This window comes from Promicromonospora sp. NPDC050249, assembly GCF_040656015.1.
Lineage (GTDB): Bacteria > Actinomycetota > Actinomycetes > Actinomycetales > Cellulomonadaceae > Promicromonospora.
Map to the genome: position 1 here is coordinate 1 of NZ_JBFAKY010000002.1, position 22,430 is coordinate 22,430.

Sequence of the window (22,430 nt, forward strand, 5' to 3'; positions counted from 1 at the left end):
CCCCGGGTGGTCGGGGGCGCGCGTGCGCTCCGGGCACCCCCGCGGGCCGCCCCTGCCGAGCCGGCCCCCGGTCTCGACAGGCTCGACCAGCGAACGCCGTCAGACCGGCAGCTGCGGCCGCTCCACCGGCTTGGTGCCGGTGATGCGGTGCACGTCGAACACGCCCTCGACCTTCCGGACCGCCGCGAGCACCGTAGCGAGGTGCGCGGGCTCCGCCATCTCGAAGATGAACCGGGAGACCGCGAGCCGGTCGTCCGACGTCGAGACGAACGCCGACAGGATGTTCACGTGGTTCTCGGACAGCACGCGGGTCACGTCCGACAGGAGCCGCGACCGGTCGAGCGCCTCGACCTGGATCTGGACCAGGAACATCGTGTTGGCGCCCTGCGTCCACTCGACCTCGACGAGACGTTCCGGCTGCTTGCGCAGGCCGTCGAGGTTCACGCAGTCCGAACGGTGCACGCTCACGCCCTGGCCGCGGGTGACGAAGCCGACGATGTCGTCGCCCGGCACCGGCGTGCAGCACTTGGCGAGCTTGACCCACACGTCGGCGGAGTCGGAGCCCTTGAGCATGACGCCCGGGTCGCCGGAGCGGACCCGCCGTGCGGTCAGCCCACCGGGCCGGGCCGCCTCGGCCATGTCCTCCTCGGCACCGTCCGCGCCACCGAGCGCCTTGACGAGCTTGTCCACCACGTTGTTCGCGGAGATCAGCCCCTCGCCGACAGCCGCGTACAGACCGGTGACGTCCTGGTAGTTCATCTCGTCCGCGACCCCGAGCAGGGTCTCGTGCGACATGAGGCGCTGGATCGGCAGGCCCTGCTTGCGCATCGCCTTCGCTATCGAGTCCTTGCCGGTCTCGACGGCCTCCTCGCGGCGCTCCTTGGTGAACCACTGGCGGATCTTGTTCCGCGCCCGCGGCGACTTCACGAACCCGAGCCAGTCCCGGCTCGGTCCCGCCGTCTCCGACTTCGAGGTGAGGACGTCGACGACGTCGCCGTTCTCCAGCGGTGAGTCGAGCGGCACCAGGCGCCCGTTCACGCGGGCGCCCATGGTGCGGTGGCCGACCTCGGTGTGCACGGCGTACGCGAAGTCGACGGGCGTGGCGCCGCCCGGCAGCGCCATCGCCATGCCCTTGGGCGTGAAGACGTAGACCTCGTCGCCGCCGATCTCGAACCGCAGCGAGTCGAGGAACTCCGCCGGGTCGGCGGTCTCGCGCTGCCAGTCCACGAGCTGGCGCAGCCAGGCCATGTCCTGGTTCTTCGGGTCGCCGTTCGCCACGCCGGCCGGCGTCTTCTCCTTGTACTTCCAGTGCGCCGCGACGCCGTACTCGGCGCGCCGGTGCATGTCGTGCGTGCGGATCTGGATCTCGACGGGCTTGCCGCCCGGCCCGATCACCGTCGTGTGCAGCGACTGGTACATGTTGAACTTCGGCATCGCAATGTAGTCCTTGAACCGGCCGGGGACCGGGTTCCACCGCGCGTGCATGGCGCCGAGCGCCGCATAACAGTCGCGCACGGTGTCCACGAGGACGCGGGTGCCGACGAGGTCGTAGATCTCCGCGAAGTCGTGACCGCGCACGATCATCTTCTGGTAGATCGAGTAGTAGTGCTTCGGCCGGCCCGTCACGGTCGCCTTGATCTTGGCGCTGCGCAGGTCCGACTCGATCTGGCCGCGCACCACGCCGAGGTACTCCTCGCGCGCGGGGGCCCGTTCGGCGACGAGGTGGACGATCTCGTCGTACACCTTGGGGTACAGGGCCTGGAAGGACAGGTCCTCCAGCTCCCACTTGATCGTGTTCATGCCCAGCCGGTGGGCGAGGGGCGCGTAGATCTCGACGGTCTCGCGCGCCTTGCGCTCCGCCGACTTCGACGGCACGTACTTCCAGGTGCGGGCGTTGTGCAGGCGGTCGGCCAGCTTGATGACCAGCACGCGGATGTCCTTGGCCATCGCCACGACCATCTTGCGCACGGTCTCGGCCTGCGCCGCGTCGCCGTACTTCACCTTGTCCAGCTTGGTGACGCCGTCCACCAGCAGCGCGACGTCGTCCCCGAAGTCGCTGCGCAACGAGTCCAGCGAGTAGTCGGTGTCCTCCACCGTGTCGTGCAGCAGCGCGGCGGCGATCGTCGTGCCCTCGAAACCGAGCTCCGCGAGGATCGTGGAGACGGCGACGGGGTGCGTGATGTACGGGTCGCCGCTCTTGCGCATCTGGCCGCGGTGCGCCTTCTCGGCGACCACGTACGCGCGCTCGATCAGCGCGACGTCGGCCCTGGGATGATTGCTGCGGATGGCCTGCAGCAGCGGCTCGATCGCCGCGGGTGAACCACCACCGCCCACGCTGCGCACACCGAGACGCACCAGCCGGTTCCGCATCCGGTTGCCACCGGGCGGCGTCGGCGGATTCTTCTCGGGCACGGGAGCGCGTGACACCGTGTTCTCAGCCATGTACGCGCCTCCTTCCCCGGGTAGAACCCGGAGTCGCCAGTCTAGCCCTGGACCTCTATTCCCCGTCCGTACGGCTCAGTCACCGAAACGTCGTGCCTACCCGCAGGAGAGTATCGACGTTATGGCCCTGAAGCCTGTCCCGGCCGTGGAGTGCTTCCAGCTCGAGCAGGAACGCCAGTCCTGCCACCACTCCCCCGCACTGCTCCACCAGCTGTGCGGCCGCCGCCGCGGTACCACCGGTGGCGAGGACGTCGTCGATGATGAGAACACGCGCACCGGGGGTCAGTGTTCCCGAGCGCAGCTCGATGGTCGCCGAGCCGTACTCCAGGTCGTACGACACGCTCTCCGTGGGCGGCGGAAGCTTGCCGGCCTTCCGCAGGGGCAGGAACCCCAGGCCGAGCGCGTGGGCCACCGGCGCGCCGAGCAGGAAGCCGCGCGCCTCCATGCCGGCCACCACGTCCACCCCGTCGGCCAGGGCCAGACGGGTGAACGCCTCGACGACGTCGGCCAGCCCTTCGGCGTCGGCCAGGAGCGGGGTGATGTCCTTGAAGAGGATGCCCGGCGAGGGAAAGTCAGGGACGTCCACGATCAGGTCGCGAACGCGCGTCGCCCTCTCCGGCAGCAGGCCGGAGAGGGCGACGTCGGTCATGTCGTCTGCCACGAAGCGGAGCCTACCGGCGACGCTTGGGCTGAGCGGTATGTCCCTGGTGATGACCGGGGACGAGCTGCGCGGACCCGGACGCAGCGGCGGCCAGCATGCTCTCGTCGGCGCCCTCCGCCACGAGACCCGCACGCAGGTCCATGACCTTCTTGGTGTGCGCGGCGATCTTGGGCTCGCCCTCGCGCAGCGCCACGTCGAGCGGCGTGGCGAGGAAGATGGACGACGTCGCGCCCACCGCGATACCGACGAACAGCGACAGCGAGATGTCCTTCAGCGTGCCGGCACCCAGCAGGAAGCCACCGACGAAGAGGATGCCCGCGACCGGCAGCAGCGCCACCACCGACGTGTTGATGGACCGGACCAGGGTCTGGTTCACCGCGAGGTTGGCCCGCTCGGCGTAGGTGCTGCGCGTCTGCTCGGTCAGGGCCACGGAGTTCTCGCGGACCTTGTCGAAGACGACCATCTTGTCGTAGAGCGAGAAGCCGAGGATGGTCAGGAAGCCGATGATCGTCGACGGCGTGACCTCCCAGCCGATCAGCGCGTACACGCCGGCCGAGACCAGGACGTCCAGCAGCATCGCGACGATGGCGGCCACCGACATGCGCCACGCCCGGAAGTAGATGGCCATGAAGACCGCAGCGGCGATGACGAACACGACGGTGCCCCAGAGGGCCCGCATGCTCACCGACTGACCCCAGGTCGGGCCGATGAAGTTCGCCGTGACCTCCGACGCTTCCACGCCGTAGGCCTCGCCCAGCGCGTTCTGGAGCTGGTTGGTCTGGTCGTTGTCCAGCTGCGAGACCTGTACCCGGACGCCGTTCGGGCCGACCTGGGTGACGTGCGGCTCGTGGCCGGGCGCCACCTCGGCGACGGCGTCGAGCGCGAGGTCCTCGTCCGTGTTCGACACACCCGAGACGGTGAACTCGGAACCACCGCGGAAGTCGATACCGAGGTTCAGGCCCTGGAAGACGAGCACCAGGATCGACGCGACCGAGAAGAGGCCGACGATCGAGAACCAGACGCGCCTCTTCTGGATGATGGGGTAGGACCGACGCCCCGTGTAGAGGTCGTTGCCCCACTGGGCGAAGCCGCCGCGAGCCATCAGTGCTTCTCCTCGTTCTGAGCCGCTTCGGCGGCAGCCTTGCGCTCGGCGGCACGCCGCTCCGCGATAGTCATCCTGCGACCGTCCTCGGCGACACGTGGCGCCTTGCTCACGGACTGTGCCGAGACCAGCTCACGCTCCGGACCCGGTGCGTCGGCGACGGGGGCGTCGGCGACGGCGGACTCGGGGCCCGAGAACTGGCCCGCTCCCCGGTACCGCGGCGCGACGTCCAGGCGGTCGGCCGAGAGGCCCGACGCCTTGTGGCCGTCACGGAAGAACGGGACCTTGGCCAGGAGCTCCATGACCGGGTGGGTGAACCAGATGACGACCATGACGTCGATGATCGTGGTCAGACCGAGCGTGAACGCGAAGCCGCGCACCCCGCCGACAGTCATGAAGTACAGGATCACCGCGGAGAGCAGGTTCACTGCCTTGGCCGCGTAGATGGTGCGGCGCGCACGGAGCCAGCCACGCTGGACGGCGAGCCGCAGCGTGCGCCCGTCACGCAGCTCGTCACGGATACGTTCGAAGTACACGATGAACGAGTCCGCCGTGAAGCCGATGGCCACGATCAGACCAGCGATACCCGGCAGGGAGAGGCGGTAGCCCATCCCCCAGCTCAGGAGCGCGATCACCACATAGGTCATCGCACCGGCCACGACCAGCGACAGGACGGTCAGCAGACCGAGCGTGCGGTACTGGAACAGCGAGTAGACGACGACCAGCGCCAGACCGATCAGACCGGCGAACAGACCGCGCTGCAGCTGCTCGGAGCCCAGCGTGGCCGAGATCGTGTTCTCTCCCTCGACCTCGAAGGTGAGCGGGAGCGAACCGAAGCTCAGCTGGTTGGCCAGCGTGGCGGCCGAGTCGCGGGTGAAGGAGCCGGAGATCTCCGGACGGCCGTCCGTGATGACGACGCCGGGGCTCAGCGACGGAGCAGAGATCACCATCCCGTCCAGCGTGATCGCGAACTGGTTCCGGGGGGCCTCAAGAGTGTTCAGGCGCGAGGTGGTCTCGCGGAAGGCCTCGGTTCCCTCGTTGTTGAGCTCGAGCTGCACCGCCCACTCGTTCGTGACGGTGCCGTTCGACCCGGCCCGCAGACCCGAACTCGCGGTCGTGATGCTGGTCCCGTCCACCTCGACCGGACCGAGGATGTACTTGGCGGCACCGGTGGCGTCACACGTGACGAGCAGCAGGTCCGGGTTGTCGCCGCCGCCACCCTCACGGTTCTTCGGGTCGGTGCAGTCGAGCGCGTCGTACGCGGCCTGGACCGACGGCGTGATCTGCGCCAGGTCGGACGGGTCCGTCGCCGAGTCGATCGCCTTCTCCTGCTCGGCGATCTCCTTCTTGGTCGGCTCGGCGGCTGCGGCGTCATCGGCAGCGGCATCGTCGCCCGCGGCCGCGTCGGCACCGTCGCCGGACGCGGAGGGGCTCGCCGAGGGCTGCGGGGTCGCGAGAGGGCTGCCGATGGTCAGGACCGGGCGGAACTTCATCTGCGCCGCCTGCGAGATCAGGGCGACCGTCTCGTCGTCCACCTCACCGGGGATCTCGACGACGATCTGCCGCTCGCCCTGGCTGGCGATCTCGGCCTCGGTGACGCCGTTGGCGTCGACACGCTGCCGGATGACACCGATGGCCTCTTCCATGGCCTCCGGGCTGATCTCGGATCCGTCGGAGGTGCTGGCCCTCAGGATGACCTGGGTACCGCCCTGCAGGTCAAGGGCCAGGCCAGGGGCCAGGCTCGCTCCGTCCGGATTGTCGCTCGACTTTCCGTCGAACTGCCAACCAGCCAAGAGGGCGCCGAAGGGCAGCAGGATCGTCAGGATCGTCAGGAGCACGATCGTGCGAACCGGCCGCGAGCGCCGGGTGTCAGTCGCCAACGTCTGTCTCTTCTCGTGTGCGCACCGGGGTACGTCCGGTGCGGGTTCGGCGCCGTCCGGGGTTACCGGACGGCGCGGCCGTCACTTACCGTCTGCTTCGGCGTCCCGCCGCTGCTGCTCCTGGTACTCGCGCTTGGCGGTGTCCAGCTCAGACAGGTCGTCGGGAACGTCCTTCGTGTCGGGGCTGATCGTACTTGCCGTTTCGCCATCCGTTGTGACTTCGGACTCATCGGACGCGTCGTCGGTGTCCGCCTCGTCGGCGAGGGGCTCCTCGATCTTCTTCGAGATGGCGGCGCGGAGCCACGTCGTGGGGCTGCCCGGGAAGGACTCGATGGTCACCTGGTCGGTCTCGTCGTCGACGTCGATGACGGTACCGATCATGCCGGACGCGGTCATGACCTTGGTCCCGACCGTGAGGTTGTTTCGGAACTCCGCTGCCTCGCGCTGCTGCTTGCGCGTACGGGAGGACATGAAGAACATCACCACGAGGAGGATCGCGACGAGAATGAGCATTTCCACGGTAAGGGTCCTTGTTCGATTGCGGTGTCGGATGAGCAGCGCTCGTATGTCGCGCGCGTACGACGAGGATCCAACCCAGTGTAGTGCCGGGGCTGGATCCTCGGGTGCCCCGCGAGGGGTGCCACGTGATCAACGTCAGGGCTCTGGCAAAGTTCCCGGGCCGCATGACATCGAGGCGCAGCGGAGGCGTGGAACGTGTGTGCCCGCGCAGCGCACGGGCACACACGTTCCAACAGATCAGATGGGACCAGACCAGAACCCCGTCCAGCCGATGGTGATGGGGTAGGTCTTCGCCCTCGCAGCGGGATACGCGGCCACGTTCCCCCAGTTGACCGTCCTGTCACCATCCGTCCCACAGCCGGCGTCGAACCACGTCGAGACCGGCCTCGTCTCATAGACAAAGCCGCGGACCTGGAGGCAAGCACCACCCTCGGAGGCCGCGTTGGTGTTCCACTCATAAGGGGCCTGCAACCCCGGACGCCCCAAGAGAGCAGTCGAGCAGCGCGACTCACCGGTCCAACGGCCGCCCGGAAGAGCTGAGATCGTGATGCCGTGACACTCCGCAGCAAGCTCTAGGACCCTCCGCTCCTGCCCTTCCACCAGCTTCCCGTCCGGGTAGCGGAACAGCGTGCCCGGCCGAATGTCATCGGCGATCTTGACGTCCGACTTCTGCATCACCTCGGGCAGCGACTCGATCACCTCGCGCGAGATGTGCGGGTTGGCCTTCGCGACCGGCAAGTTCTTGTAGCTGTCGTCCGCAACAGCAGGAGCTGGGATCGCCAAAGCAGAGAAGCCCAGGACCAGAGCAACCAACATGACTGAAACAGATCTTGTTCTCACAAACCCTCCCCCATCATCAACGCCAGCCTGTCCGACGCCAGATATCAGGACTGTATGCAGCTCGCCTTTACCCTGCAAGGAAAGAGTTGGAAACTTGCGAGTGTTCATTTACTGTTCAAGGGACATTCTTTTACCCACCGAGGCTACAATCATTAACTTTGGCTGAGCTCAGGTGGGGTGAGCCCCAGGTGCTCCCAGGCCGCGGGGGTCGCCACGCGGCCGCGCGGGGTGCGTCCGATCAGGCCCTCGCGCACGAGGTAGGGCTCGGCGACGGTCTCCACCGTCTCTGCCTCCTCGCCCACGGTCATGGCCAGCGTGGACAGGCCCACGGGCCCGCCGCCGAACCTGGTGCACAGCGCTGTGAGCACCGCACGGTCGAGGCGGTCGAGGCCGATGGGGTCGACCTCGTAGACCTCGAGCGCGGACCGCGCGGCGTGCAGGTCGAGACGTCCGTCGCCGCGTACCTGCGCCCAGTCGCGCACGCGGCGCAGCAGGCGGTTGGCGATGCGGGGGGTGCCGCGGGAGCGGCCGGCGATCTCGTGCGCCGCCGCGTGTTCCAGGTGTACGCCGAGCAGCCCGGAGGAGCGCAGGATGACGCGCTCCAGCTCCTCGGCCGAGTAGTAGTCCATGTGGCCGGTGAAGCCGAAGCGGTCCCGCAGCGGGGCGGGCAGCAGTCCGGAGCGCGTGGTGGCGCCGACGACGGTGAACCGCGGCAGTGCCAGCGGGATCGCCGAGGCGCCCGCACCCTTGCCGACGATGACGTCGACCCGGAAGTCCTCCATCGCGACGTACAGGAGCTCCTCGGCAGGGCGGGCCAGGCGGTGGATCTCGTCGATGAACAGCACGTCCCCCTCCTCCAGCGAGGACAGGACGGCGGCCAGGTCGCCGGCGTGCTGGATCGCGGGGCCGCTGGTGAGCCGCATGTGCGCGGCGAGCTCGGCCGCGATGATCATCGCCAGCGTGGTCTTGCCGAGCCCTGGCGGCCCGGACAGGAGGACGTGGTCGGGCGGATTACCGCGGGCGATGGCGGCCTGCAGCACCAGGGAGAGCTGGTCGCGCACCACCCGCTGGCCCACGAACTCGTCCAGACCCTTGGGCCTCAGCGCAGCCTCGGCGGCCCGCTCGATCTCGTCGGCGCTCGGCGCGACGATACGGTCCCGCTCCCCGGTCGTACCTGTCCCGGTGGACGAGCCCGCCGAGAACTCAGCCACGGTGTCCCCCCAGCAGGCGGAGCGCGGCCCGGAGCGTGGTCGCGACCTCGTCGGCCGTTATCGCGTCGGTCCCGGCGTCGGCGAGCACCTTCGCCACGGCGTCGTCGGCCTGTTTGGCGGGCCAGCCGAGACCCGCCAGGGCCTCGACCACACGCTCGGAGTGGTCGCCCACGTTCGCGGCGGGCTCGGTCGCCGAGCCCGCGCCCGTGAGCGCCCCCGACGGCGGCCCGAGCCGGTCCCCCAGCTCGAGGACTATGCGCTGCGCGCCCTTCCTGCCGATGCCCGGGACACGGGTCAGCGCGGCGAGGTCCTCCCCCGCGACCGCCCGGCGCAGCGCGTCCGGGGTATGCACGGCGAGCATCGCGAGCGCCAGGCGCGGCCCGACGCCGGACACGGTCTGCACCACCTCGAACACGTCGCGCTCGTCGGGGTCGCCGAACCCGTACAGCGTCATCGAGTCCTCGCGGACCACCATGCTCGTCGAGACGCCGGCCGTCTCGCCGACGCGCAGCGTGGCCAGCGTGGTGGGCGTGGCGTGCACGAGATAGCCGACGCCGCCGACGTCGACCACCGCGCGGTCCAGGCCCACATGGGCCACGGTTCCCGTCAGCGAGGCGATCACGGGGTCCCCCTTCTCGGGTCGTGGATGGGGGTCTCGATGATCCAGTTCCGGCGAGACCCACTCGAACAGTCGTGCGACGACCCTAACAAGCCGGACCACCCGGTCCCTCGCACCACGCCGCCACCACCCTCCGACCGCGCCCCTACCTGAGCGCGGGCCGGCACTGCTAGCGGCGGGGGCGCTGCTTCGCTGCCTGCTCCGCGGCGGCCCAGGCGCGCTGGGCCGGGGTGAGCTCGTGCCGGTCGCCGCCCTGCAGCGCGCCGGCGGGGCGCCACAGGTGGCAGACGGCGAGAGCCAGTGCGTCGGCGGCGTCGGCCGGCCGCGGCGCCTCGTCGAGGTCGAGGATGCGGGTGATCATCGTCGTCACCTGAGCCTTGTCGGCGCGGCCGGACCCGGTCACCGCCGCCTTCACCTCCGACGGTGTGTGCAGGGCGACGGGCACGCCCCGGCGGGCCGCTGCCACCATGGCCAGGCCCGCCGCCTGGGCTGTCCCCATCACCGTGCCGACGTTGTGCTGCGCGAACACCCGCTCGACCGCGACGACGTCGGGCACGTGCTCGTCGAGCCACAGGTCCAGGCCCTCGGCGATCTTGAGCAGCCGCAGGTCGGTGGACAGGTCCGGCTCGGAGCGGATCACCCCGACCGCGACCATCCGCGCCCGGCGCCCGGGCAGCGAGTCGACCACACCGATTCCGCACCTGGTCAGGCCGGGGTCGACCCCTAGTACGCGCATGGCGTCAGGTTCTCATGACGCCGGGCGGGGTCTCGACAGGCTCGACCAACGGGGCGGGCCCGACCAGCGGCTACGTCACTCCTCTTCGTCGAGGGCGGCCATGACCTCGTCGCTCGCGTCGAAGTTCGCGAAGACGCTCTGCACGTCGTCGCTGTCCTCGAGCGCGTCGATGAGGCGCATGATCTTGCGAGCACCCTCGACGTCCACCTCGACCTGCATGGAGGGGTGGAAGATCACGTCGGCGGAGTCGTACTCGATGCCCGCCTCCTGGATGGCCGTACGTACCGACACCAGGTCGGTGGCCTCGGTCAGGACCTCGATGACCTCGCCCTGGTCCGTCACGTCCTCGGCGCCGGCGTCGAGCGCGGCGAGCATGACCTCGTCCTCGCCCACGCCGTCGGCCTTCGGGACCACGATCAGGCCCTTGCGGGAGAACAGGTACGACACCGAGCCCGGGTCGGCGAGGTTGCCGCCGTTCCGGCTGAACGCGAGGCGCACCTCGGAGGCCGCGCGGTTCTTGTTGTCGGTGAGGCACTCCACCAGCACGGCGATGCCGTTGGTGCCGTAGCCCTCGTACATGATCGTCTGGTAGTCGACGGCGTCGGCGCCCTCGCCGGAACCGCGCTTCAGTGCGCGCTCGATGTTGTCGTTCGGCACCGACGACTTCTTCGCCTTCTGCACCGCGTCGAACAGCGTCGGGTTACCGGCGAGGTCGCCGCCGCCCGTGCGCGCCGCGACCTCGATGTTCTTGATCAGCTTCGCGAAGAGCTTGCCGCGCTTGGCGTCGATCGCGGCCTTCTTGTGCTTGGTCGTGGCCCACTTTGAGTGACCTGACATGCCTCTACCTGACTCCTTGCATTTCCGATGGCTCTATTGACTTCGGGGCTTCGATACGGGGTCGAACCGTACCGGGGAAAGCGCTCAGCCGCCCGCAACCATGCCGACGAACAACCCGTGCACTCGTGTGTCCCCCGTGATCTCGGGGTGGAATGCGGTGGCGAGCAGCGGACCCTGCCGTGCTGCGACGATCCTACCGGCGGCCGCCACAGGACGGCCCTGTGTATCCACAGCGGGGATACGCGCCAACACCTCGACGTCGCGCCCGGCCTCCTCGATCCAGGGTGCGCGGATGAACGCGGTGCGTACCGGACCGCCGTCGGTGATGCCGACGAGGTCGAGGTCGGTCTCGAAGGAGTCGACCTGCCGCCCGAACGCGTTGCGCCGCACGACGACGTCCATGCCGCCGACGGTCTGCTGGTCGGCGGTGCCGTCCAGGATCCGGTCGGCGAGCAGGATCATCCCGGCGCACGAGCCGTACACCGGCAGGCCCTCCTTGATCCGGGCCTGCAGCAGGTCGCGCAGCTCGAAGATGCGCAGCAGCTTGTCGATGGTCGTGGACTCCCCGCCGGGGAGCACGAGGCCGTCGACGGCGGCCAGCTCGGCCGGGCGCCGGACGGACACGGCGTGCGCGCCCACGGACTCCAGGGCGGTCAGGTGCTCACGGACGTCGCCCTGCAGGGCGAGGACGCCGATGGTCGGTGTACTCACAACTGACCATTCTACGTGCGGCTCAGTCGTCGAACTGCTCGCCCAGGTGCCGGACCTGTCCGTCCCAACCCGCCACCAGGTGGTCGACGACGTCGGGCAGCTCGGGCGGGAACACCTCCAGCGGCTGGTCGCGCAGCTCCGCCGCCGTCAGCCAGGCCAGCTCGTCGAGCAGCTCGCGCTCGGCAGGGGTCCAGCCGACGTCCGTCATCTCGACCGCCTCAGGCGTCCGCGCGAGGTAGAAGACCTCGTGCTGGCGGCACGTCTCGGCGAAGAACTCGAAGATGCCCGTCCGCGTGAGCACGGGACCCACCAGGTCGCCCGCGTCGAGCGTGATGCCCACCTCCTCGTGGAGCTCCCGCAGCGCCGCCTGCTCGGAGGTCTCCCCCGCGTCGATGCCGCCACCCACCGTGAACCACCAGGACCGCTCGGGCTGGTTCACGTCGTGCGAACGCACCACCAGGACCCGGCCCTCGGCGTCCAGCAGGATGACGCGAGCCGCCGAACGCTCCCGGATACCGTCCGGTGCCGGGACCCAGTCGTCCCCGAGGGCGGAGGTGATGGACATGCGGGTCAGGATAACCGGAGCGCCGTCAGCCCCACGCCAGGCTGAGCACGGCCCGGCCGTCGGGTGCCTCGACGGCTTCGACCAGCATCCCGTTCAGGGAGAACTGGGTGCCGTCCGCGGTGATGATCGTGGCCGTGCTGCCCCCGCTCGACTCGCCCTGTGCCGAGAGCGTCAGGCCGACGGATCCGTCTGCGACGTCGTCGACGGTCAGCAGGCTCCAGCCGCCGAGCGCCAGGCCTGCCGGCATCTCCCAGCCCAGCTCCTCGTCCAGCGCGATCTCGGTCCCCGCCTCGACGACGACCTCACAGGTGGCGTCGAAGCAGGCGTCGTAGCTGGTGCCGTCCGCCGCGGCGACCGGCTCGTCGTCGGGCACCGCGGACGCCGTTCCCGGGGACTGGCCGGTCGCCCCGGCCGGGCCGCCCGGCTCCGGGCCGGGCCCGCCGCAGGCCGCCAGCCCGAGCACCACGACCGCGAGCGCTGCATGTCGGCGCCTCATGGACACCCCTCCTTCGGCTCATGGATCCTGTGGTCAGTTGTACAGGTCGGCCTCGGGGAGGGGTCCCGACCGTTCACTGGCGCGGCTTGACCCGTCTGGTCGGGACGGCGGTGAGCGGGTCCTCCGGCCACGGATGGCGGGGGTAGCGGGCTCGCAGGTCGGCGCGGACCTGGGGATAGCCCTGCCTCCAGAAGGAGGCGAGATCGCTGGTGATCGCGACCGGGCGCTGGGCGGGCGACAGCAGGTGCAGGACGACCGGGACGCGACCGTCCGCGACGGCCGGGGTAGCGGTCCAGCCGAACACCTCCTGCAGCTTCACGGCCAGGACCGGCGGCTCGACGCCGTCGTACGCGAGCCGGACCTCCGAGCCCGACGGGACCCGGAGCCGTTCCGGCGCAAGCTCGCCGAACCGGGCCGCAGCGGGCCACGGCATCAGCCGGCGGAGCGCCGAGGCCACGTCGATGCGGGCGAGGTCGCGCGCGCCGCGCACCGAGGCGAGCTCGGTACCCAGCCAGCCGTCGAGGTCGGCCAGCAGCGCTTCGTCGTCGACGGCGGGCCACGGGGCGCCGAGGTGCGCGTGGCAGAACGCGAGCCGCTCCCGCAGGGCGAGTGCGGCCTCCGACCAGCGCAGCACGGACAGACCGCTGCGCCGGATGCCGTCGCGGACGGCCGCCTGGACGAGCAGGGGGTCGGGCTTCGCCAGCGGGACGTCGCCCAGCACTATCGCGCCGAGCGCCTCGACGCGCCGCGTCACGATCCTGCCGTCGTCCCAGCGGATCTGGTCGGTGGTCGAGAGAAGGTCGCCTGCGACGTCGCGCGCCGTGGGCTCGTCGATGGGCGCCGCGGAACGGATCCTGGCGTCGGCGCGCCCGGGTGACCGGTCGGCGACCGCGATCGCGAGCCAGGTGGTGGTCCGTAACGGCGACTGCGGATCCAGCGCGGCGCCCGTGCCACCGGACATCTGGTACGTCGCCGAGTCGGTCCCCCGGGCGCGCGCGATCCGGTCCGGATAGGCCAGCCCCACCACGATCCCCACGGCGAGATCATCGGGTACTCGGTGTGTCCCGCGAGCGGCCTGCGGGTCGCCGCCCGTCGTGCCCCGGCCGAGCCGCTTCGCCTCCTCTCGCCAGCGGGCCGTCGCTCCGCGGTCCTCGCCACGGCGCAGGGCCCGCCACCGGGCCGGCAGATCGTCGCCGAAGCTACGGCCGGAGTCGTCCGAGAGCATCGCGACGATCTCGTGCGCCCGGTCGGCGCCGACCCGCGGCGTCCCGTCCAGCAGCGCGCGAGCAAGGCGGGGATGCGCGCCGATCGCCGTCATCCGCCGGCCCCGCTCGGTGATCCGGCCGTCGTCGTCGGTGGCGTCGATGCGGCGCAGCAGGTTGATGGCCGTCGTCATCGCCGGCGCCGGCGGCGCGTCGAGCAGGGTCAGACCGGCGCCGGCGGGCGCACCCCATGCCGCGAGATCGAGGGCGAAGCCCGCCAGGTCGGCGATCGCGATCTCGGGCGCCGCGTGGTCGTCGAGACGCGCGTGGTCGGTCGTTGACCAGCACCGGTAGACCCGGCCGGGCGCCTCACGCCCGGCGCGCCCCGCCCGCTGGTCGGCCGAGGACTTCGAGACCCGGCAGGTGACCAGCGCACCGAGGCCACGGGACTGGTCGGTCCGCGGCTCCCGGGCGAGACCCGCGTCGACCACGACCCGGACCCCGGGCACGGTCAGCGAGCTCTCCGCGACCGAGGTCGTCACCACGATCCGGCGCGTGGCGGACGGCGCCAGGGCGCGGTCCTGCTCGGCCCGTGACTGGCGGCCGAACAGCGGCAGGACGTTCTCACCGGCCAGCCGGCGGGTCACGCCGTTGATCTCCCCCTCCCCCGGGACGAACACGAGGATGTCGCCCTCGTTCTCGGTCAGCGCCCGTCGCACGACGGCGGCGACGTGGTCCAGCAGGCGGGGATCCACCCGCCCGCCGGGCAGGAGCGGCACGGGGACGGGCGGTGGGGCCCACTCGACAGCGACGTCGAACAGCGCGGCGGACGCGGTGATCACGGGCGCCGGGACGTCGGTGCCCAGTGCGCGGCTCAGCCGGACCGTGTCCGCCGTGGCCGACGTCGCGACGATCGCCAGGTCCTCCCGGAGGTTCGCCCGGACGTCGACGCAGAGCGCGAGCAGCAGATCGGCGTCGAGGTGCCGCTCGTGGCACTCGTCGATCACTATCGCCGCGACCCCCGGCAGCTCCGGGTCCCGCTGCAGACGCCGGACGAGGAGCCCTGTCGTCACCACCTCGACCCGGAGCCCCTTGCCGCCGCTGCGTTCGCCGCGCATCGCGTAGCCGATCCGCTGCCCGAGCGGTTCGCCGACCAGCGTCGCCAGCCGGGTCGCGGCCGCGCGGGTCGCCATCCTGCGCGGCTCGGCGACGATGATCGTGCCCTCGAGCGCGTCGGCCAGCGCGAGCGGCAGCAGCGAGGTCTTCCCCGACCCGGGCGGCGCGACGAGCACCGCGGTGCCGCGCGACCGCACCGCGTCGACCGTGGCGGGCAGCACGGCCCGGACGGGCAGATCCGCCCCGGGCACCGACGATTCAGGCAGCAGCACGCCCCGACCGTAACCGACCACCGGCGATACGCCGCTAGAACCCTGCGAGAATGCGTCATCGTGAGCCATCTGCTGGACCTCGGGTCCCGGAAGTTCTGGCGACTGGTCGGCAAGCCTGTCGATCTCGCCTCGGACCACTCCTGGTTGCGCGCCCCGATGAGCCGCTCCTCCACCGTCGGGGACGGCTGGCTCGCCGCCGAGGCCGCGCACCACGGCGGCACGGTGGACGACGACGTCGCACCCACCGAGCCGTCGGCAGGCCCGGCACCCGGCCTGCTCCCGTCGATGACGATCCTCGACGGTCCCGGGTTCGACGCCTCCCGGCTGGATCCGCGGGTCCGGGACTTCTACGAGCACACCGCCGCCTGGCACATGGAGGTGTGGACCGGCTGGTCGCCGCTGTTCTGGCCGGCGGGTGAGCTGATCGCGCGAGTGTTCGCCCGCCGGGTGGAGCAGCTGTCGCTCCCGATGCGCCCGCTCGACGTCGCGCACGGCATGGACAGCAAGGTCCGCGTGATCCGTGACGGGGACGGCGAGCAGGTGGGCGCCGCCTGGCTGCGGACGCTCCGGCCGTCGGGCCGGTACGTGTTCAGCGGCTGCTACTCGGCTCGTCGGCTGCCGGGCGCGGAGCGGCCGAGCGTCCACGTCGCGTTCCCGCTCGAGTCCGGCAACGTCCAGGTGTTCCTGCGCCCAGCGGTCACCGAGGAGGGCTGGCTTGTCCTGGAGTCGCCCCCGGGACGGTTCGGGGAGGACGGCGCGTACGTCGTCGTCCACGACGGCGGGCGCGACTTCGCGGCGCGCGTCCCGCTCCACGAGACCTTCCGGCTGTACTGCGACCCGTACGGGGTGCTCCGCACCGACCACGAGCTGCGGATGTGGCGCACCTGGATGATGCGTCTCCACTACAAGATGGAGCACACCCGATGATCCATACGTTCCACCTCGCCGAGCTGCCGGCCGCCGTGACGGCGCGCGCGCTGCTGCGGCCGCCGTCGGGCACCACCACCCCCGGACTGGACCACGCCGAGTGCCTGGCCCTCATGCGCCTGGGGGCGCCCACCGTCTCCCTGGACCGGCTGCAGCTGCGACGGATCGCGGTCTTCGCGCAGTGGCGCGACGAGGACGCCGTGGACCGCTTCCTGTCGGATGACGCCCTCGGCCGCCACCTGGCGACCGGCTGGCATGTGCGCATGGAGTACCTGCGCCGCTGGTCCAAGCTGGCGGCCCTGCCCGGGCTGCCCGCCCGCGCCGGCGACTGGGACCAGGACGAACCGGTGGTCGCGGTGACCGTCGCGCGGATGCGGCTGCTCGAGGTGCCCCGGTTCCTGCGGTGGGGTAAACCCGTCGAACGGCAGGTGCGCGACCACCCCGGCACCACGCTCGCCCTGGCCGCCTTCCGGCCGCCGCACACGATCTCGACGTTCTCCGTGTGGCGCACCGTGCGCGAGATGGAGGGGATGGTGCACGGCCGCTCCGGCGCCCCCGCGGACCGGCGGCACGCGGACGCCATGGTGGAACGTCGGCGCCGTGACTTCCACCACGAGTTCGCGACGTTCCGGTTCCGCCCGCTCTCGGAGCACGGCACCTGGGAGGGTCGGACGGGGTTCGTTCCGCTGCGCTGATCAGCCCAGCGAGCTGGTCGACGCTGCCACTTCCTCGAGACCGACGCCGCGGTCCACGTCCGCCAGCGGAGCAAGCCGTCCCGTCGCCAGCACCCAGGCGGCAAGCCCCGCGATCGGGATCGTGATGTACACCGTGACCATCGTGATGTCGACGTCCACCAGCAGGAACCCGACCAGCAGGGCCAGCACCATGTTGTTGCCGGCGTGGGCGAGGCTCGCCGTCCACACGCTGCCGCTGCGCACCCGGAGCCAGCTCAGGACGATCTCCTGGCAGACGAACGACACCGTCCACACCGCGAGGCCCACCACGACGTTGTCGAACTCGATGTATCCGACGAACGCGAGCGGGTAGTGCCAGACCGCCCAGATCAGACCGGTGGCCAGGGTCGCCGCCACGGGCCGGCCGACGAACACCCGTTGCCGTAGGTAGCCGGTCCAGCCGAACTCCTCGCCCCAGTAGATCGGCGTCAGCAGGGGCACGACAAGCAGGAGTACCGCGACCAGCGCCCAGCCGGGCAGGCCGCCGAGCTGGCCGTCCAACGAGGCGAGGCGCACGCCGAACAGCGCGGCCACGGCAGCGGTGGCCGCGACGAGAGCCGCCGGGCCCAGCCACGCCATGAGGTACTGCGGCCACGCCTCGCGCAGCCGCAACCGCAGCCCGGCGTCCGCGAACCCCTCGCCGGCCACCCACCGCCGCACGACGAACGCGGCCAGCGCGGGCGCGAACGCGAACGGCAGCTGCACCAGCGGGTTCACCAGCGAGTGGCCGAGCGCCCAGGCGCCGACCATGCCCAGCCAGGCGAAGCCGAACGCGAGGACGAGAAAGGCGAGCAGCCCGCTCGTGCGGGTCTTCATCAGATTCATGCCGCCAACCACACCACCCGGGCATGGCCGCGGTCATGGACAGCACAGGGCCATTCGGAGGTAGTGCTGGGCATACCCCGGACCATGGGACGAGACAAAGGGACGGCCCTGCGGACAAGAGTCCGCAGGGCCACCCACCTGGTCAGGGCGCGCTCCGCCCTGGAGTGCACCGCACCTAGTCAGCCGTGCAGGTCACCGGCACCGACGACGGCGCGGTGCCGTTGCCGGTGAACCCGACCTCGGTGGACGCCCCGGCGGCCAGTGGCCCGTTCCAGTCGACGTCGGACACCGTCACCGCCGAGCCCGACGTGCTGAACCGCCCGTTCCAGCCCTGCACGAACGACGCCGGTGCCAGGTTGAACCTCGCGGTCCAGCCGCCGATCGCGGCACTGCCCGCGGTGATCCGGACGGCCGCCTGGAAGCCGCCGCCCCACTGGTTCACGACGGTCAGCGCGCCCGTGCAGCCACCCGGTTCGACGACCGGGCCGTCGTCGGTCGTCGCCGTGACCGCGCCGGACGGTGGCGACACGTTGCGCGCGGCGTCGTACGCCCGCACCGTGTACCCGTACGCGGTCTCCGGGTCCAGGCCCGTCTCGGTGTACGACGTCGTGCTCGAACGGCCCACGACCTCGCCGCCCCGCAGCACCTCGTAACCCGTCACGCCCACGTCGTCCGTCGCGGCGGCCCACGTCAGGGAGACGGAGGACGCCGTCGTGCCGGTCACCCGGAGGCCGGTCGGCGCCGTCGGCGCCTGCGTGTCCGGCTCGCCGACGCCGTCGCCCAGGAGCCGGTCGTAGTCGGCCATCGCCGTCGCGACGGCGACCTGGGCCCAGAACCGGTGGTACGTGAACTGCGGCGCGGGGCCGCCGTCCAGGTACTCCTGCACCTCGGGGAACATCGGGTCGTCCTGGTAGAACGACCGGATGTCGAGGAACGACACCCCGGGCTCGACCACGTCGCCGTTCGGGTTCGTCCCCGACCAGCCCGGCGGAACGTAGGTGCCGTTGCCGCCCGGGGTGATCTCGTCGTCGAACCGGCCGTAGTCCGTGCGGGTCTCCACGGTGGCGACACCCATGTCGTCACTGTCCTGGGTCCACATGGCGTCGAGCAGGGCCTTGGCCTTGTCGTCAGCGGCCTGGTCGCCCGAGGCCGCCGCGTAGTAGATCAGCGTGCGGGCCAGAGCCCCCGCGACGCCGACGTCCTGCCCGTGGTCCGTCACCTCGACGTGCAGCCCCGCGTTGCTGCCCGGGTTACCCGGGTTCCACGTGTCGGGCTGGCCGGACCACGACAGCGTGGACGGCACCTCCCAGGAGGTGTCGGTGACGGTGATCTCCGACAGCACCCACGGCACCCACTTCTCCAGGATGGCCTCGGCCCGCGCGTCGCCCGTCTCGTGGTAGAGCTGCGCGATCCGTTCCATGCCCCAGCCCTGCATACCGATCCACTGGTTCGACGGCGGGTCCTCGTAGACCGGGTCCTCGTCGTAGACCATGCCGTAGAACGTGCTGGAGCCTGCCGGGTGAGCGGCGTAGCGGCCGCCGACGCTGTTGGTCGCGCCACCGGCGATCCCACCCTCGTCGGACTGCAGCCACTGGAAGAACTCGATCTGCCGGTCCAGGCTCTCCGACCAGTCGTCCTGCGCGGTCGGTGACGCCGGGACCAGGTCCGGGTCCGTCGACAGCGCGTGCGCCGCGAGCGGGTTCTGGTAGCCGAAGTGCGCGTGCGACGACCCGATGCGCCAGGCCCACGGACCGGACGTGTCCAGCGCGCCGCCCCACGCGTAGTACCAGGACAGCAGGTAGTGCGCCGAGCTCCGGCCGCTGCCCGCCGGGCACGACGTCGACTCGCAGCCGGGCTCCTTGAAGTACTTGTCGAACAGCGCGTAGCGCAGGTAGTCGCCCATCTTGGACGCCTTGTCGACAGTGCCGGCGATCTCGTCGCCGGCGCCCTGCGCCTCGGCGAACTGCTTGGCCCAGTACACGGCCTCGATGGCGCGGGCGTCGGCGTCCGGGGCGTTGGTGTACTTCCACTGCTTCGCGTAGCTCGCGTCGCCCGTGAACAGGTCGAGGTACCCGTTGGGCCCGCCGTAGGAGAAGTCGTCGATCGACGGCTGCGGGATGGTCTCCCACACCGACTCCTGCGGACCGCGCTGGAACGTGTTGATGTACGAGGGGCCGGGGTGGTCCGGACCCTGCAGGGTCGACGAGCCAGGGGCCGCGCCGAAGCCGTAGATGTTGTCGACGTCGGAGAGCCAGTGCATGCCGTAGACCTCGGACGTGCCGTAGGTCTGCCGCAGCTCGGAGCCGATCGGGTCCGAGCCGACGGACACACCGGTGTCGAGCTGGGACGGGTACTGGCTCGGGTGGTCGTGCTCGGGGGCGTACGTCGCCGGGTCGGCCGGGTTGTACGCGCCGTTCGTCGGCTGGTTCTCCGTGGTCGGGATCATGTTGTCCTCGAGCGTGTCCCAGGCCTGGTTGAACGGGTCCCAGTCGCCCGTGACCTGCCCGTACGACGCCTCCAGCCAGAGCCAGAAGCTGTACGCCTCCGACGTCGTCTCGTGCCCGTAGTCCGGGGCCTCGACCATCAGCGTCTCTGCTGCGTGGTACGGGATCCCCTGGGGTGAGAAGTAGCCGTTCGCCGGGTCGTGGAGCTTCTCGTACATCTCGAGGAACCGGTCGGTGTACTCACCGGCCACCGCCAACGGTGCCGCCGTGGTCGCCCCACCGCCGTCGTCCTCCGGGGCGCCGCCCGGCAGGCCGGCGCTCGCGGGCGCCATCATGCCGATCGTCGCCAGGGCCGCGACGGTGAGCGTCGCGGTCGTCGCGGCTATTCGCCGCCGTCGTCTCGGACTCCTCGAACTCGTCGGAGCCGCTGGGTCTCGGTGCATCCCGTGCATCCCGTGCATGGCGGGCCGCCTTCCTTGGTCGGTGCACATGGCCGACGCCTCGGCGGGCCGGGGCGCGTCATGACTGTCCGGTCGGAGGGCGGCGCGGGGCAACGAACCTAAAGGATTAACGTGGCGCCGTCGCGGGCCGCGCGGGACGCCGTCGGGCAGGCGGCGACGGTGCCCCGACTGGGGTTCCGGCCCGGGCGGCGGGTACCCTACGGCGTGCCAACGAACGCGGGGATCGACCCGGACGAGCTCGCCACCACCCTTCGGGTGCTCGGCAGCCTCAAGGACCTCGACCCCAACCATCCCGACGTCCAGACGGTCAAACGGGCGACCGGATATATGTGGAAGCTGCTCAAGAAGTCCCGTAAGGCCGCGGTCCGCGAGGAGATCCAGGCGCACGACCGCAGCGTCATCGAGAAGACGGCGACCGGTTCGGCAGCGCGGATCGACGACGAGACCGCCGGCATCCCGCTGGTCTCGACCGCGCCGGGGGCGTTCGCCGGGGAGCTGCGCACCGCCCGCGCCTGCTACATCTGCAAGTCGGACTACACGCTGGTCGACTCGTTCTACCACGGGCTGTGCCCGGACTGTGCCGCGAAGAGCCACGCGCGGCGCGACCAGCGCACGGACCTGACCGGCCGCCGCGCCCTGCTCACCGGGGGCCGGGCGAAGATCGGCATGTACATCGCGCTGCGCCTGCTGCGTGACGGCGCCCACCTCACCATCACCACGCGCTTCCCGAAGGACGCGGTGCGCCGCTTCTCGGCGATGCCCGACGCCGCCGACTGGCTGCACCGGCTCAAGATCGTCGGGATCGACCTGCGTGATCCCACCCAGGTGATCGCGCTCGCCGACGACGTCGCAGCGGCGGGCCCGCTCGACATCCTGGTCAACAACGCCTGCCAGACGGTCCGCCGGTCCCCGGGGTCCTACTCGCAGCTCGTCACGGGCGAGTCGACGCCGGTCGCCCCGCTCCCCCACGGGCTGGTGGCGCCGGAGATGGTCACGTTCGACCGCATCTCGGAGGCGCACCCCGCCGCGATCGCGGGCGCGCTGACCGCCCTGTCGGTCGCCCACCACGAGGGGCAGTCGCAGGACGACGCCGTCGCGATGCACAGTGCGGCGTCCCTGACGGCGCTGGCGCTCCGCGCGGGCTCGGCCTCCCTGGACGCCCACCTCGCCGGCACCGCCGTCGACGCCGGCGGGCTGCTGCCCGACCTGCAGACGACCAACTCGTGGACCCAGGTCGTGGACGAGGTCGACCCGCTGGAGCTCCTGGAGGTCCAGCTCTGCAACGCGATCGCGCCGTTCCTGCTCATCTCCCGGCTGCGGCCGGCGATGCGGGCCGCGACGTCCAAGGCACGACGCGGGTACGTCGTCAACGTCTCGGCGATGGAGGGGCAGTTCTCCCGCCGGTACAAGTCCGCCGGGCACCCGCACACCAACATGGCCAAGGCCGCCCTCAACATGCTGACCCGGACCTCCGCGGCGGAGATGTTCGAGAAGGACCGGGTCCTGATGACCGCGGTGGACACCGGATGGATCACGGACGAGCGCCCGCACCAGGAGAAGCTGCGGATCGCCGCCGAGGGCTGGCACGCACCCCTCGACCTGGTCGACGGCGCCGCCCGCGTCTACGACCCGATCGTCCAGGGCGAGGCCGGGACCGACCTGTACGGCTGCTTCCTCAAGGACTACGAGCCGTCGCCCTGGTAGGGCTGCGCTGACCCTGTGTGGTTGAGAGCGACACCGGTGCCACGCGGCACCGGTGGCGCACAAGTGGCGTGCAAGCAACCTGCAAGCAATGCGCAAGAACGCCGACCTAGGTTGAACGCCAGGCGC

Annotated in this window: 19 protein-coding genes; 3 read left to right on the plus strand and 16 right to left on the minus strand. The window is 70.9% G+C overall.

The features are described 5' to 3' along the window. Positions 1-99: 99 nt before the first annotated feature. The 14 genes from AB0I32_RS01585 to hrpB all read right to left on the minus strand — a co-directional run bounded on the left by AB0I32_RS01585 (position 100) and on the right by hrpB (position 15,209). On the minus strand, positions 100-2,442 hold the full coding sequence (locus AB0I32_RS01585) for a bifunctional (p)ppGpp synthetase/guanosine-3',5'-bis(diphosphate) 3'-pyrophosphohydrolase (RefSeq protein WP_357502176.1): 2,343 nt from the start codon (positions 2,440-2,442) through the stop codon (positions 100-102). A gap of 79 nt (positions 2,443-2,521) precedes the next feature. Next, complete coding sequence (locus tag AB0I32_RS01590) at positions 2,522-3,091, minus strand: adenine phosphoribosyltransferase (protein ID WP_357502672.1); 570 nt, start codon at positions 3,089-3,091, stop codon at positions 2,522-2,524. A gap of 22 nt (positions 3,092-3,113) precedes the next feature. Continuing rightward, on the minus strand, positions 3,114-4,205 hold the full coding sequence (gene secF / locus AB0I32_RS01595; RefSeq protein ID WP_357502178.1) for a protein translocase subunit SecF: 1,092 nt from the start codon (positions 4,203-4,205) through the stop codon (positions 3,114-3,116). Then, entirely contained in the window at positions 4,205-6,085 is a 1,881-nt protein-coding gene (gene secD, locus AB0I32_RS01600; protein ID WP_357502180.1) for a protein translocase subunit SecD, read from the minus strand. The genes secF and secD overlap by 1 nt, the downstream gene beginning before the upstream one ends. A gap of 81 nt (positions 6,086-6,166) precedes the next feature. After that, positions 6,167-6,598, minus strand: a complete 432-nt coding sequence (gene yajC / locus AB0I32_RS01605) for a preprotein translocase subunit YajC (protein ID WP_357502674.1) — start codon at positions 6,596-6,598, stop codon at positions 6,167-6,169. 243 nt (positions 6,599-6,841) lie between these two features. Further along, positions 6,842-7,420 (minus strand): hypothetical protein, encoded by a 579-nt coding sequence (locus AB0I32_RS01610; RefSeq protein ID WP_357502182.1) that lies wholly within the window; start codon positions 7,418-7,420, stop codon positions 6,842-6,844. A gap of 176 nt (positions 7,421-7,596) precedes the next feature. After that, positions 7,597-8,595, minus strand: a complete 999-nt coding sequence (gene ruvB / locus AB0I32_RS01615; protein WP_357502676.1) for a Holliday junction branch migration DNA helicase RuvB — start codon at positions 8,593-8,595, stop codon at positions 7,597-7,599. 52 nt (positions 8,596-8,647) lie between these two features. Then, positions 8,648-9,277: a Holliday junction branch migration protein RuvA gene (ruvA, locus tag AB0I32_RS01620; RefSeq protein WP_357502184.1), complete on the minus strand. Its 630-nt coding sequence runs from the start codon at positions 9,275-9,277 to the stop codon at positions 8,648-8,650. 166 nt (positions 9,278-9,443) lie between these two features. Continuing rightward, on the minus strand, positions 9,444-10,010 hold the full coding sequence (gene ruvC, locus AB0I32_RS01625; RefSeq protein WP_357502186.1) for a crossover junction endodeoxyribonuclease RuvC: 567 nt from the start codon (positions 10,008-10,010) through the stop codon (positions 9,444-9,446). A gap of 75 nt (positions 10,011-10,085) precedes the next feature. Beyond that, positions 10,086-10,847 (minus strand): YebC/PmpR family DNA-binding transcriptional regulator, encoded by a 762-nt coding sequence (locus AB0I32_RS01630; protein ID WP_357442707.1) that lies wholly within the window; start codon positions 10,845-10,847, stop codon positions 10,086-10,088. Positions 10,848-10,931: 84 nt separating this feature from the next. Continuing rightward, positions 10,932-11,558: a pyridoxal 5'-phosphate synthase glutaminase subunit PdxT gene (pdxT, locus tag AB0I32_RS01635; RefSeq protein WP_357502188.1), complete on the minus strand. Its 627-nt coding sequence runs from the start codon at positions 11,556-11,558 to the stop codon at positions 10,932-10,934. 22 nt (positions 11,559-11,580) lie between these two features. Further along, positions 11,581-12,123 carry an NUDIX domain-containing protein gene (locus AB0I32_RS01640; protein WP_357502190.1) on the minus strand — a complete coding sequence of 181 codons (543 nt, stop codon included), beginning with the start codon at positions 12,121-12,123 and terminating at the stop codon, positions 11,581-11,583. Positions 12,124-12,148: 25 nt separating this feature from the next. Then, on the minus strand, positions 12,149-12,619 hold the full coding sequence (locus tag AB0I32_RS01645) for a hypothetical protein (RefSeq protein ID WP_357502192.1): 471 nt from the start codon (positions 12,617-12,619) through the stop codon (positions 12,149-12,151). A 73-nt stretch (positions 12,620-12,692) separates the two neighbouring features. Next, on the minus strand, positions 12,693-15,209 hold the full coding sequence (gene hrpB / locus AB0I32_RS01650; RefSeq protein WP_357502194.1) for an ATP-dependent helicase HrpB: 2,517 nt from the start codon (positions 15,207-15,209) through the stop codon (positions 12,693-12,695). Between the two features lie 60 nt (positions 15,210-15,269). Between hrpB and AB0I32_RS01655 the strand changes: the two genes are divergently transcribed. Next, entirely contained in the window at positions 15,270-16,136 is an 867-nt protein-coding gene (locus AB0I32_RS01655) for a hypothetical protein (RefSeq protein ID WP_357502196.1), read from the plus strand. Then, positions 16,133-16,831, plus strand: coding sequence for a hypothetical protein (locus AB0I32_RS01660; protein ID WP_357502199.1), 699 nt, complete (start codon positions 16,133-16,135; stop codon positions 16,829-16,831). Before AB0I32_RS01655 ends, AB0I32_RS01660 begins: the two co-directional genes overlap by 4 nt. On the opposite strand, the gene AB0I32_RS01665 is transcribed toward AB0I32_RS01660, so the two are convergent. Then, positions 16,832-17,695 carry a CPBP family intramembrane glutamic endopeptidase gene (locus AB0I32_RS01665; RefSeq protein WP_357502201.1) on the minus strand — a complete coding sequence of 288 codons (864 nt, stop codon included), beginning with the start codon at positions 17,693-17,695 and terminating at the stop codon, positions 16,832-16,834. Between the two features lie 175 nt (positions 17,696-17,870). Further along, the gene (locus tag AB0I32_RS01670) at positions 17,871-20,471 is read right to left on the minus strand and encodes a glycoside hydrolase family 48 protein (protein WP_357502203.1); all 2,601 of its coding nucleotides are present in this window, start codon (positions 20,469-20,471) and stop codon (positions 17,871-17,873) included. A 297-nt stretch (positions 20,472-20,768) separates the two neighbouring features. Between AB0I32_RS01670 and AB0I32_RS01675 the strand changes: the two genes are divergently transcribed. Continuing rightward, entirely contained in the window at positions 20,769-22,304 is a 1,536-nt protein-coding gene (locus tag AB0I32_RS01675) for an SDR family NAD(P)-dependent oxidoreductase (RefSeq protein ID WP_357502678.1), read from the plus strand. The last annotated feature ends 126 nt before the right edge of the window (positions 22,305-22,430 follow it).